11 protein-coding genes are annotated in these 12464 nt (G+C 65.3%); 7 read left to right on the top strand and 4 right to left on the bottom strand.

All coding sequences use genetic code 11. From position 1 onward, the window contains the following. From CAG29_RS12420 to CAG29_RS12405, 5 genes are all read left to right on the top strand, one after another. Complete coding sequence (locus tag CAG29_RS12420; protein ID WP_085577714.1) at positions 1 to 732, top strand: adenosylcobinamide-GDP ribazoletransferase; 732 nt, start codon at positions 1 to 3, stop codon at positions 730 to 732. A 105-nt stretch (positions 733 to 837) separates the two neighbouring features. Further along, on the top strand, positions 838 to 1242 hold the full coding sequence (locus tag CAG29_RS12415) for a MarR family winged helix-turn-helix transcriptional regulator (protein WP_085577713.1): 405 nt from the start codon (positions 838 to 840) through the stop codon (positions 1240 to 1242). Positions 1243 to 1303: 61 nt separating this feature from the next. Then, positions 1304 to 2503 (top strand): MFS transporter, encoded by a 1200-nt coding sequence (locus tag CAG29_RS12410; RefSeq protein ID WP_170930047.1) that lies wholly within the window; start codon positions 1304 to 1306, stop codon positions 2501 to 2503. Then, positions 2500 to 2622: a hypothetical protein gene (locus tag CAG29_RS28770; RefSeq protein ID WP_256575694.1), complete on the top strand. Its 123-nt coding sequence runs from the start codon at positions 2500 to 2502 to the stop codon at positions 2620 to 2622. Before CAG29_RS12410 ends, CAG29_RS28770 begins: the two co-directional genes overlap by 4 nt. A 65-nt stretch (positions 2623 to 2687) precedes the next feature. Next, positions 2688 to 3248, top strand: coding sequence for a glutathione peroxidase (locus CAG29_RS12405; protein WP_085656326.1), 561 nt, complete (start codon positions 2688 to 2690; stop codon positions 3246 to 3248). Positions 3249 to 3500: 252 nt separating this feature from the next. On the opposite strand, the gene CAG29_RS12400 is transcribed toward CAG29_RS12405, so the two are convergent. From CAG29_RS12400 to CAG29_RS12390, 3 genes are all read right to left on the bottom strand, one after another. Continuing rightward, complete coding sequence (locus CAG29_RS12400; RefSeq protein ID WP_085577710.1) at positions 3501 to 4772, bottom strand: OmpP1/FadL family transporter; 1272 nt, start codon at positions 4770 to 4772, stop codon at positions 3501 to 3503. A gap of 146 nt (positions 4773 to 4918) precedes the next feature. Beyond that, positions 4919 to 5401 carry a hypothetical protein gene (locus CAG29_RS12395; RefSeq protein ID WP_085577709.1) on the bottom strand — a complete coding sequence of 161 codons (483 nt, stop codon included), beginning with the start codon at positions 5399 to 5401 and terminating at the stop codon, positions 4919 to 4921. 273 nt (positions 5402 to 5674) lie between these two features. Then, the gene (locus CAG29_RS12390) at positions 5675 to 5896 is read right to left on the bottom strand and encodes a hypothetical protein (protein ID WP_085640198.1); all 222 of its coding nucleotides are present in this window, start codon (positions 5894 to 5896) and stop codon (positions 5675 to 5677) included. Between the two features lie 959 nt (positions 5897 to 6855). Here CAG29_RS12390 and CAG29_RS12380 point away from each other — a divergent pair. Both CAG29_RS12380 and rmuC read left to right on the top strand, forming a co-directional pair. Next, positions 6856 to 7179, top strand: coding sequence for a hypothetical protein (locus tag CAG29_RS12380; protein WP_085577707.1), 324 nt, complete (start codon positions 6856 to 6858; stop codon positions 7177 to 7179). A gap of 175 nt (positions 7180 to 7354) precedes the next feature. Continuing rightward, positions 7355 to 8719, top strand: coding sequence for a DNA recombination protein RmuC (rmuC, locus tag CAG29_RS12375; protein ID WP_170930046.1), 1365 nt, complete (start codon positions 7355 to 7357; stop codon positions 8717 to 8719). A 151-nt stretch (positions 8720 to 8870) separates the two neighbouring features. Here rmuC and CAG29_RS12370 read toward each other — a convergent pair whose 3' ends face one another. Further along, a complete protein-coding gene (locus CAG29_RS12370; RefSeq protein ID WP_085577705.1) occupies positions 8871 to 12341 on the bottom strand; it encodes a hybrid sensor histidine kinase/response regulator in 3471 nt (1156 codons plus the stop codon). Between the last annotated feature and the right edge of the window lie 123 nt (positions 12342 to 12464).

Below are 12464 nucleotides of genomic sequence, written 5' to 3'. Positions count from 1 at the left end.
ATGCTGCCGTTCTGGATCGCCCTGCAATTCCTCAGCAGCCTGCCGGTGCGCTTGCCGGGCATGCCGGCGCCTCAGGCGCTGGGCCGTTCGCTGCTGTTCTATCCGTTGGTGGGCTTGCTGTTCGGCGTGATCCTGTGGGCGCTGGACCTGGCGCTGGCCGGTGCGCCGCCGCTGTTGCACGGTGCGCTGCTGCTGACGGCGTGGGTGCTGCTCAGCGGCGCCTTGCACCTCGACGGGCTGGCGGACAGCGCCGATGCCTGGCTGGGCGGTTTCGGCGACCGGGAGCGCACGCTGACGATCATGAAGGATCCGCGCAGCGGGCCCATCGCCGTGGTGACGCTGGTGCTGGTGTTGCTGCTCAAGTTCGCTGCGCTGCTGGCGGTGATCGGGCAGGAGCAGGGCTTGGTGCTGATCATCGTCCCGCTGATCGGGCGTGCTGCGTTGCTGGGGCTGTTTCTGACCACGCCTTATGTGCGTGCCGGCGGCCTGGGTCAGGCGTTGGCCGATTACCTGCCGCGCAGGGCCGGGTGGTGGGTGTTGGCGGCCTGCGCGCTGGCGTGCGTGGCAGTGGCCGGGCTTGAGGGCGCTGTGGCGCTGCTGGTGGCGGTCGGGGTGTTCGTCTGGGTGCGGCGCTTGATGGTGCGGCGGCTGGGCGGCACCACGGGCGATACGGCCGGGGCGTTGCTGGAATTGACGGAGATGGCGGTGCTGGTGGGGTTGGCGCTGGTCTGAAGGCCCCGCACCGGATCGATCGGCCCCTTCGCGGCCATCGGAAATGTTGTTGAACAAAACCACATGTAACTTGATTTAACAGAGTCGCGGGTATATACACGCATCATGCTTCCTTCCCAATGTTTGTGCACCAACCTGCGTCGCGCCGCCCGTGGCGTCAGCAGGCATTATGACGGCGCCCTCGACGGCTTCGGGATCAACGTTGCCCAGTATTCTCTGCTCTGCAACCTGCAGCGGCTGGATCAACCGAGCATCTCCGAACTGGCCGAGGCCATGGGCCTGGACCGCAGCACCCTGGGCCGCAACCTGCGGGTGCTGGAAGGCGAGGGCCTGGTGGCGCTCACCGAGGGCGAAGACATGCGCAACCGCATCGTCAAGCTCACCGACACCGGTGCGCAGCGGCTGGCGGCGGCGCTGCCGGCCTGGGAAGCGGCGCAGCAGCGGTTGATCGACCGACTGGGCGCCGAGAAGCGTGAAACCTTGCTGAGACTGCTGGACGAACTGGCGTGACGCCGGTTTTTCCGACTTTAAGCGGGTATATACCCGTGACTGGAGAACAACAATGAGTTCGATGTGGCGTGCGTGCGGTTGGGTGTTGCTGGGGAGTGCGCTGATTCTGGCGTTGTCGTTGGGCGTGCGGCATGGCTTCGGCCTGTTCCTGTCGCCGATGAGCGCCCAGTTCGGCTGGGGACGTGAGGTGTTCGCCTTCGCCATCGCCTTGCAGAACCTGATCTGGGGCCTGGCGCAACCGTTCACCGGTGCGCTGGCCGACCGCTTCGGTGCGGCGAAGGTGGTGCTGGTCGGCGGCGTGCTCTACGCGGTCGGTCTGGTGTGCATGGGGCTGTCCGACTCGGCGCTGAGCCTGTCGCTGAGCGCGGGGCTGCTGATCGGCATCGGCCTGTCCGGCACCTCGTTCTCGGTGATCCTCGGCGTGGTCGGCCGGGCCGTGCCGCCGGAAAAACGCAGCATGGGCATGGGCATCGCCAGTGCCGCAGGCTCTTTCGGCCAGTTCGCCATGCTGCCCGGCACCCTCGGGCTGATCGGCTGGCTGGGCTGGTCGGCGGCCTTGCTGGCGCTGGGCCTGCTGGTGGCGATGATCGTGCCGCTGGTGGCCATGCTCAAGGACAAGCCGCTTCCGGTCCACGGCCATGAGCAGACGCTGTCCGAAGCCCTGCGCGAAGCCTGTTCGCACTCTGGGTTCTGGTTGCTGGCGTTCGGCTTCTTCGTCTGCGGTTTCCAGGTGGTGTTCATCGGTGTGCACCTGCCGGCCTACCTGGTGGATCAGCATTTGCCGGCCACCGTCGGCACCACGGTGCTGGCGCTGATCGGCTTGTTCAACATCTTCGGCACTTACACCGCCGGTTGGCTCGGCGGGCGCATGTCCAAGCCGCGCCTGCTCACCGTGCTCTATCTGTTGCGCGCGGTGGTGATCGTGCTGTTCCTGTGGCTGCCGGTCACCACCACGTCGGCCTACCTGTTCGGCATGGCGATGGGCTTCCTGTGGCTGTCGACGGTGCCGTTGACCAACGGTACGGTGGCGACCTTGTTCGGCGTGCGCAACCTGTCCATGCTGGGCGGCATCGTGTTCCTGTTCCATCAGCTCGGCTCGTTCCTAGGCGGCTGGCTGGGCGGGGTGGTGTATGACCGTACCGGGAGCTATGACTTGATCTGGCAGGTGGCGATCCTCTTGAGTCTGCTGGCGGCGGCCCTGAACTGGCCGGTGCGCGAGCGCCCTGTGGCGCGCCTGCAAGCGGGCATGAGCGCCGCATGAAGCGCCTGTGGCCGCAGGTCGCCATCATCGCGCTCGGCGCCGCGCTGCTGGCGCTGGTGTGGTGGGGCTGGCTGCGGGGCGGCCTGGCGCTGATGCAGCTGGGCATGAGCGTCTGCTAGCGCTTGCGGGGAGGCTTGGTGGGCGAGTAACGTCGGGGTCTGACGACTGCCCGAGGAAGCCCGACATGCTGATGCGCTGGTGTGCTGTTCCTGCGTTGCTGATGGCGTTGACCGGAGTGGTTCGGGCGGCGGACTGCCCGGACCTGCTGCAAGGCTCCTTGCCCAAGCTGCGGGCCAAGGAGTCCATCGACCTGTGCCAACGCTATGCCGACAAACCGCTGGTGGTGATCAACACCGCCAGCTTCTGCGGGTTTGCCCCGCAGTTCGAAGGCCTTGAAGCCCTCAATCAACGCTACAAGGCGCAGGGCCTGGAGATGCTCGGCGTGCCGTCCAACGACTTCAAGCAGGAGTCCAAGGACAGCGCCGAGACCGCCAAGGTCTGCTACGCCAACTACGGCGTGACCTTCACCATGACCGAACCGCAGAAGGTTCGCGGCGACGGCGCCACCCACCTGTTCCAGGTGCTGGCCAAGCAGAGCAGTGCGCCGAAGTGGAATTTCTACAAGTACGTCGTCGACCGCCAGGGCAAGGTGATCGCCAATTTCTCCAGCCTGACCAAGCCGGATGATCCTGAGTTCCTGGCGGCGATCGAGAAGGCGATTGCGTCCAAGCCGCTTGGGCAGTGAGCTGCGGCTGCGCCCTGACTGACGCCATCGCCAGCAGGCTGGCTCCTGGAGTTTCGGGTGAATGCGGGGGGCTGTGGTCACCGCAGAACCCTGTGGGAGCCAGCCTGCTGGCGATGGCGGTCGGTCGCGGATCGAGGCCGGATCCACCGCCTCCAGCGCGAGCAGGCCAAACATCGCAGGCATGAAAAAGCCCCGCGTCCACAGGACAGCGGGGCTTTTTTGTGGGCGAGGGGTGAGCCTCGCCGCAGGCCATCAGAAGCGGTAGGTCGCGCCGATGCCGAAGCCGTTGGCCGAGTTGTCGTACTTGGAGCTGTAGGACTGGCCACGGTCGTTGCTGTTGTTGATCTTGACGGTCTCTTCCTTCAGGTAGGAGTACGCGACGTCGATGGTCAGGTCGTCGGTCGGGCTCCAGCCGGCGCCGATGCTGAAGATGGTCCGGTCGCCGGTCGGGATGCGTGGCGAACGGTCGACGTTGTTGGTCGGCGACTGGTCGAAGGTCAAGCCGGTGCGCAGCACCCATTCCTTGTTCAGCTGGTACGAAGTACCGATGGCGTAGGCCCAGGTGTCGTGCCAGTTCTGCTCTTCGGTGATTTCGCCGAACTGGCCGGCCAGCAGCGGCTGCACGCCGGAGTTCTTGACGGTGATCTTCTCCAGCTGGCTCCAGCGGGTCCAGGTGGTGCCGGCGTAGACGTTCCACTGATCGTTGATCGCCTGGGTGACCGAGAGGTCGGCGGACTCAGGGGTGGTGATCTTCAGCGAAGCGTCGTACTTCTGGCTGGCGCCCAGGCCGATTGCGCCCAGCACGCCGTAGTTGACCTTGGTGTCGCCTTCGAGCTTGTAGTCGACCTTGGAGTGGTAGGTCAGGCCGACGCGGGTGCTGTCGGTGGCCTGCACCAGCACGCCGATGTTGTAGCCCAGCGCGGTGTCGTCGCCCTTGATCTTGACCTTGCCGTCCGGCGCAGCCTGGGTGATCGACAGGTTGGATTCCAGCGAGCCGTCGATGCGGTTGATGGTCGGGCCGAAACCGATCGACACCTTGTCGTTGAAGGCGTAGCTGACGGTCGGCTGCAGGGTGATGACCTTCACTTCCGACTTGCTGCCGAAGTAGCGGCCGGCGAAGCCGTTTTCGTAGTCGGTGATCAGGCCGAACGGCACGTACATGCCGAGGCCGAAGGCCCAATGCTCGTCGATCGGCTTGACGTAGTAGCCCATAGGTACGGAGGTGAAGGGCACCATGTCGCCTTTGTTGCTCCCGCTGTTCGGGCTGGAGCTGCCGTGGCTGATGTCGGTCGAGGCGTCGAGGAACGCAACGCCGCCGGTGACCTGTTCGCGCTTGATGCGCGACATGCCGGCAGGGTTGCCGTAAACGGTGCTTGCGTCGTCGGCAGAAGAAGATCGCCCGGCGTACCCAGTCCCCATCCCGCTGATGCTGTGTTCGTTGATGGCGAAGCCACTTGCGAAAAGCTGGGTGGATGCCAAGGAAACGGCAAGGCTAAGGGTGGTTTTGAGCATGACTTTTTTCATTATTAGAACTCCTGGTGATCACCGGGGCGAAAATTACCAACATTTTCGTCCGGGCGCCAGAGCCCGTATACCTTGAGTTAGAGCGGTTTTGTAGGACAATCCGACCAGATTGGCGTCGTGATGGACGATCTTCCGGAACCGGCGGGTCAGCAAGCGACTTGATTCAGCGGTGAAACACAGGCCTGCCAGGCGCAGGTGAAATCCCGCAGGCGACCCTGGGGCTGGAAGGTCTGGCGCCAGATGCGCGCCATGCCCAGCAGGTCGTCCGGGTCGGGGAGGGTAGGGTTCTGTTCTTCCACCAGCAGCCAGGCGATGGCGGTGGCATAGCGCAGGTTGACGGTCAGTTCCAGGTGCGGCCCGCTGAGGAAGGCATGCTGGCTGGCCAGGCCGCGCACCAGGCTGGCGCGTTCCGGATCCAGCGCCAGGTAATGATCCCAGAGGGCCTGGTGACGGTGCTCGGCGATCCGGTAGAGCCCGTGGCCCCGGCGGTCATGCAGGGCGGAGCCGAGGGCGGACTGGCTGGCGGCGATGCCCAGCAGCAGGGATTCGGCGGTGGCGCAGTGGCGTCCCAGGTAAATCAGCGTGGGACGGATCACGAAACGGCACAGTTCGCTTGCGGCGATACCCATAAAGCCCTCGGATCGTTGGAGTGGCGGCGGGCCTGACCGGGTGCTTGGCAGCTGTGGAACGAATCAGGCCCGCCGGAAGCGGTTCATGCCGCTTGAGTTGAAGTGTAGTGTCATATTCAGGGCGTAAAGGCCTGTTTTTACAATATTTCCGAACGGCCGTTATAACCGTTATGCCGGATCGGACTTAACCGGTTCGGCCCCATCGGGAAACATCGGGCAATAAAAAGCCCCGCGTTATCGGCGGGGCGTTGGCTTTTGCGGCGTTGCGACCGTTCAGGCGATCAGTGCCTGGCGGGTGCGGTCGATCACGGCCTGCAGCGGTTCGGCGCTGGAGTATTGATCGGGGTACAGACGCTCGCTGTGGCGGGCGATCCCGTGTTCGTTGACCAGGGTGAAACTGAAGCAGCCTTTGCGGGCGGCCAGGATCAGGCAGTTCATCGGTGCAAAAGCGTTGGTGAGGGTGCGAATGGCATCCTGAGTCTGGATATGAGACATGTTATGGGTGTTCCTGCATATGACACGGATCAGATCCGTGCAACGTTAAAACGTTCCAGTAACGACGACCGCCATCGGTCGAACGAAGAACCCGGCTGGAACAAGGCAGCCAGTTTGAAGCGCTATACGGTTTGGCGCGCTCGGGCTGGCAGGTAGGTACTTAGGAGGACAGGCAACACAGCAAGGGCAGAGGTCCATGGCCCAGGGTGAAGATCCTGATCAATCTGCAGGTTGGTTCGGTCAGAGTAACGCTGTGTCGCGACACGCTTGGCCTTCGTTCGAGGCTGTGCCGGCGCAGGATTTACCTGGAAACCATCGAGGGGTCGATCCTGTTTTTTCGGTGGAGGCTTCTTTGGGAGAAGGCTGACCGCGAGGATGTGTTCGACCGGAATTGACTTTCAGCTTGGTACTAACGGCGCGGATGCTAACCGAACCGGTCGCGCAATGCAAACCGAAAGACACAAAAAAGTCCTTGCGCAGGTCAGCCAGCGCCCATTCCGGAAAGGCTCGCCCCGAAATCGCCCGCCTTCCGACCGGCGGTCGCGCAAAGGCGTCGCGCGAACGAGCGGGCCAGAGCGGTCGCGAAGGCCCGGCTGCCGAAACGACCCGAAACGGCGCATCCATATAACCGCCCAACCGGTACTTGTGCACATTAGTTGCGCAGACTGTCACCGCGCTGTCACAACGATCCTGACCCCGGTGGCTGCCTGCGTCGAAAGTTTAAGTCAATGAAAAACATCGCTTTTTTTTGCTGGTGAAAAAATCGTCAGTTTGACTGCGAGCCCCGTTCCACAAGGCTTTGCGGGGGTTGGAGGGCGGTTGTCCACTGAGTTATCCACAGCTTCTGTGGATTGTCCCTAGCGCTTGCTCTAGCACGGGCGTGCCGGGATTTTTTCGGCTTTACCTGTGCGAAAAAAAGAGTAGAGTGGCGCGCCTTCCGATTCGTCCCACAGTGCTTTATGAAGTTTCGCTCAGTATCAGACGCCGTTCCTTCCCCATCTCCCCGTGTCACCGCTCCCAAGCGATTTTCCGTCCGTGTGGCCGAATGGCTGCTGGACAGCCCGCGCCTGAGCGACAGCCGCAACGCCAAGCACCTGGCCGGCCGCTTGCTCAAGCAGCCGGCGCGCGAAGGGGTGGTGGCCGCGCAGAGCCGGCTCGGCCAGTTGATGTGCCGCGAGTGCGGCAATGCCCGGGACCGTCGCATCGGCCAGGACCTGTTGCGCCAGGCTGCCCGCGCCGGGGATCGCCGCGCGCAGCGCGAGCTTGGCTTGCTCGAAGACTGAGCTGTCCAAGACCGGACGCCTTGGTTAACCTTCAGGCTTTATCTGATCGGCGGGAATGACGATGGCGATGGACGTGACCAGCCTGCTGCTGGGCCTTGCGGGCGCAGGCCTGCCGCTGCTGGCGCTGGCCTGGCGGCTGCAGCGCCGGGCCAGTATCGGTCAGGCGGATATCGCGCTGCTCGAGGAACGGTTGGCGATGGCGCAGATGGCCCAGGACGGCCTCAACGCGCAGCTCGATGCCTGCCGTGACGAAATCGTCGACCTCGGCCAGGCCAACACCGCCAAGCAGGTGGAACTGGCCGCGCTGCGCCGGGAAGTCGAACTGTTGCAGATCGACCGCGACGACGCTCGTGACGCCGCCCATGCCTGGAACCTCGAACGCGCCGGCAAGGACGCCGAGCTGCGCCGCCTGGACGCCCAGGCCGCCTCGCTGGGCGCCGAGCTGCGCGAACAGCAGGACAGCCACCAGCAACGCCTCAATGACCTGCAGGGTTCCCGCGACGAGCTGCGGGCGCAGTTCGCCGAACTGGCGGGCAAGATCTTCGATGAGCGCGAGCAGCGCTTCGCCGAAACCAGCCAGCAGCGCCTGGGCCAGCTGCTCGATCCTTTGAAGGAGCGCATCCAGTCCTTTGAGAAGCGCGTCGAGGAAAGCTATCAGGCCGAGGCCCGCGAGCGTTTCTCGCTGGCCAAGGAACTGGAGCGGCTGCAGCAGTTGAACCTGCGCCTGAGCGACGAAGCCACCAACCTGACCCGCGCCCTCAAGGGCCAGAAGACCCAGGGCAACTGGGGCGAGCTGATCCTGGAGCGGGTGCTGGAGCACGCTGGGCTGGAGAAGGGCCGCGAGTACCAGACCCAGGTCAACCTCAAGGGCCCCGACGGTGAACGGTTCCAGCCGGACGTGATCATCTACCTGCCGGGCGACAAGCAGGTGGTGGTCGACTCCAAAGTCAGCCTGACCGCCTATCAGCAGTCCGTCGCCGCCGACGATGAGGGCCTGCGCCAGGCCGCCATGAAACAGCACGTCCTGTCCCTGCGCAGCCATGTCAAAGGCCTGGCCGGCAAGGACTACAAGCGTCTGGAGGGCCTGCACAGCCTCGATTTCGTTTTGCTGTTCGTGCCGATCGAAGCGGCGTTCTCCGCTGCGTTGCAGGCCGAGCCTACGCTGTTCCAGGAGGCCTTCGACCGCAACATCGTGATCGTCAGCCCGACCACGCTGCTGGCCACCCTGCGGGTGATCGACAGCCTGTGGAAGCAGGAGCGCCAGAGCCAGAACGCCCGGGAAATCGCCGAGCGCGCCGGGTGGCTGTACGACAAGTTCGTGCTGTTCATCCAGGACCTGGACGAGGTCGGCAACCGCCTGCAGCAACTGGACAAGGCCTACAGCGCCGCGCGCAACAAACTGACCGAGGGCCGGGGCAACCTGGTCAGCCGCAGCGAACAGCTCAAGCTGCTCGGCGCCCGGGCCAGCAAGAGCCTGCCGGCGGACCTGCTGGAACGCGCCATGACCGACGCGGACGGCCTGGTCGAATTGCCGGAATAGGCCCACAGGCCTTCGCCGCCGCCATCGCTGGCAAGCCAGCTCCCACAGGGATTAGTGGTGTGCAGGAACCCTGCGGCCACCCGCGGTCCCTTGTGGGAGCCAGCCTGCTGGCGATGGCGTCCGTACTGCCGCCACCTAACCCGGCTGACCGCTACAGCGGCAGGTACCGACTCAACAACGCCCGCAGCGCCGCCGGCTTCACCGGTTTGGCCAGGTAATCCAGTCCCGCTGCATGCACCTGCGCCACCGTCTCCGGATGGCCGTCGGCGCTGATCACCACGCCGGGCACCGGTTCGCCCAGGTTCGTGCGCAGCCACGCCATCAGGTCGGTGCCGGTGTCGCCGTGATCCAAGTGGTAATCCACCAACGCCAATTGCGGGCGGATGCCCTCGCGCAGCAGCGCTGCGCACTCATCGCGGTTGCGCGCCGTCCACACCTGGCAGCCCCAGCGGGTCAGCAGGCTGTTCATGCCGATCAGGATGCTGTCCTCGTTGTCGATGCACAGCACCTGCGCGCCGCCGAGCGGCTTGCCGTTGAGCTCGGGCACGACGCCCGGTTGCGCCGCTTGCGTGCGGGCCAGCGGCACGCTGACGCTGAACACGCTGCCGCGTCCAGGCCAGGAGCGCACGCGCAGCGTGTGGCCGAGCACCCGGCACAGGCCGTCGGCGATCGCCAGGCCCAGGCCCAGGCCCTTTTCGGCGCGGGTCTGGTGGCTGTCGAGGCGCTTGAATTCCTCGAAGATCACTTGCTGCTTGTCCAGCGGAATGCCCGGCCCGCGGTCCCACACCTCCAGGCATACTTCGTCCGCCTGGCGGCGCACGCCCAGCAGCACCGGGCCCTTGGCGTAGCGGAAAGCGTTGGTGAGGAAGTTCTGCAGGATCCGCCGCAGCAGCTTGCTGTCGCTGTCGATGCGCAGGCGGCTGCCGCGCACGCGGAAATTCAGGCCTTGTTCCTGGGCCAGCGCCTTGAACTCGGCGCCGAGGGTGTCGAACAGTTCGTTGACCGCAAACGGCTTGCGGTCCGGATTGATCTTGCCGTTCTCCAGGCGGGAAATGTCCAGCAGGTCGCTGATCAGGTCCTCGGCCGAGCGCAAGGAGCTGTCCAGGTGCTGCACCAGTTTCTGCGCCTCCGGGCTCAGGCCGTCGTCCTGGTGGGAGAGGGCGGCGGAGAACAGCCGTGCCGCGTTCAGCGGCTGCATCAGGTCGTGGCTGACGGCGGCCAGGAAACGGGTTTTCGACTGGTTGGCCGCCTCGGCGGTGCCCTTGGCTTCGGTCAGCGCCACGTTGAGCTGCGACAGCTCCTGGGTGCGCTCGCTGACCCGCTGCTCCAGCCATTCGTTGGATTTGGTCAGGGACTGTTCGGCTTCGCGGAACGCGGTGATGTCGGTGAAACTCATCACGAACCCGCCGCCGGGCATCGGGTTGCCGATCAGTTCGATCACCCGGCCGTTGGGGAACAGGCGCTCGGAGGTGTGGGCGCGGCCCTGGCGCATCCAGTGCAGGCGCCGGGCGACGTGGACTTCCGCCTCGCCTGGGCCGCACAGGCCGCGCTCGGCGTTGTAGCGGATGATGTCGGCGATCGGCCGGCCGACGCTGATCAGCCCGTCCGGGTAGTTGAACAGTTCAAGGTAGCGACGGTTCCAGGCCACCAGTTTCAGGGACTGGTCGACCACGCTGATGCCCTGGGTGATGTTCTCGATGGCGCCTTGCAGCAGCGCACGGTTGAACTGCAGGACTTCAGAGGCTTCGTCGGCGATACGCACGACGTCCTCCAACTGCATCTCCCGGCCTTCGATGGCCGCCTTCACCACCGCCCGGGTCGATGAGGCGCCCAGCACACCGGCCAGCAGGCGCTCGGTGTGGGCGATCCATTCGCCGTCGGCGTTCTGGTTCGGGTTGAAGCCCTTGCCCTGGCGATAGGCGAAACGGATGAAGCTCTGCCGCGCCCGCTCTTCGCCGACGAACCGCGCCGCCAGTTTCAAGAGGTCGTCGATCTGCACCGCCAGCATCGAGCGGGCGCTCTGCCGTGCGCTGATTTCCTGGCCGATGAAGCGTCCGGCCTGCCAGTGTTCCGACACCCGCGTGCGGGACAGCACCGAGACCCAGGCGAACAGGGTGAAGTTGCCCGCCAGCGACAGCACCACGCCTTGGGTGAGCGGGGTGATCGGCAGGTTCAGCGGGTTGCTGGCCAGCCATGCAAGGCCCGGAAAGCTGTCCAGCGACCAGCCCAGGCTGCGGGCGGCGATGGGCAGGATCAAGGTGTAGAACCACAGGAATGTGCCGGCGGCGAGGCCGGCGAACACGCCGCGGCGGTTGGCCTGCTTCCAGTACAGCGCGCCGAGCATGGCCGGGGCCAGTTGGGTGACGGCGGCGAAGGCGATCTGGCCGATGGTGGCCAGGCTCGCGGTGGAGCCGAGCAAGCGGTAGCTGACGTAGGCCAGTAGAAGGATCGCCACGATGCTGACCCGCCGCACCGACAGCATCCACTGGCGGAACACTTCGAACGGCCGCTCGGCGTTGTTGCGGCGCAGCAGCCAGGGCAGCAGCATGTCGTTGGAGACCATGGTCGACAGCGCGACGCTGGCGACGATCACCATGCCGGTGGCCGCCGACGCGCCGCCGATGAACGCCAGCAGCGCCAGCGCCGGGTGCGCCTCGGCCAGCGGCAGGCTGATGACGAACGAGTCGGGAATGACCGAGTTCGGCAGCATCATCTGACCGGCCAGGGCGATCGGCACCACAAACAGCGCCGCCAGGGCGAGGTAGGCCGGGAACACCCATTTGGCCAGGCGCAGGTCCTGCGGGTCGATGTTCTCCACCACCGTGACGTGGAATTGCCGGGGCAGGCAGATGATCGCCATCATCGCCACGCCGGTCTGCACCACCATCGACGGCCAGTTGATGGTTTCCTTCCAGTATTCCTCCAGGCGCGGGGCGAGCATGGCCTGGTTGAACAGGTCGTCGAAGCCGTCGTACAGGCCGAACGTGACGAACGCGCCCACCGCCAGGAACGCGAACAGCTTGACCAGCGACTCGAACGCGATCGCCAGCACCATGCCGCGGTGGTGCTCGGTGGCATCGAGGTTGCGCGTGCCGAACACGATGGTGAACAGCGCCAGCACCAGCGACACGATCAGCGCGGTGTCCTGGGCGCGGGTGCCCATGGCGTCGGCGCCGGCGCCGATCAGCAGGTTGACGCCCAGCACGATGCCTTTGAGTTGCAGGGCGATGTAGGGGAGGACGCCGACCAGACAGATCAGCGCCACGACCACCGCCAGAGATTGGGATTTGCCGTAGCGGGCGGCGATGAAGTCGGCGATGGAGGTGATGTTCTCCTGTTTGCTGATCATCACCATTTTTTGCAGCACCCACGGGGCGCCCAGCAACAGCAGGATCGGCCCCAGGTAGATCGGCAGGAACGACCACAGCTGTTCGGCGGCCTGGCCGACCGCGCCGAAGAACGTCCAGCTGGTGCAATAGACCGCCAGCGACAGGCTGTACACCCAGGCCCGCATCCGCGGCGGCAGCGGCGCGCTGCGGCGGTCGCCGTAGAACGCGATGGCGAACATGATGGCCATATAGGCCAGGGCGACGATGGCAATCAGCCCGGTGGACAACGACATGAGCACTCCCGACAGAACACGCCCGGACCTGTGCCCGGTCAGACAGTCTGGCACGAGTGCCGCGGTTAGTCAGTGTCGACCAAGGTCGTGGCGCGGCGGGGTGTCGCAGGCGGGGAACCGGGC

The sequence above is a fragment of the Pseudomonas sp. B7(2017) genome, from assembly GCF_002112745.1.
GTDB lineage: Bacteria > Pseudomonadota > Gammaproteobacteria > Pseudomonadales > Pseudomonadaceae > Aquipseudomonas > Aquipseudomonas ekonensis.
The sequence above is the reverse complement of the archived record's forward strand: the minus strand, read 5'-3'. Positions and strand labels throughout refer to the sequence as shown.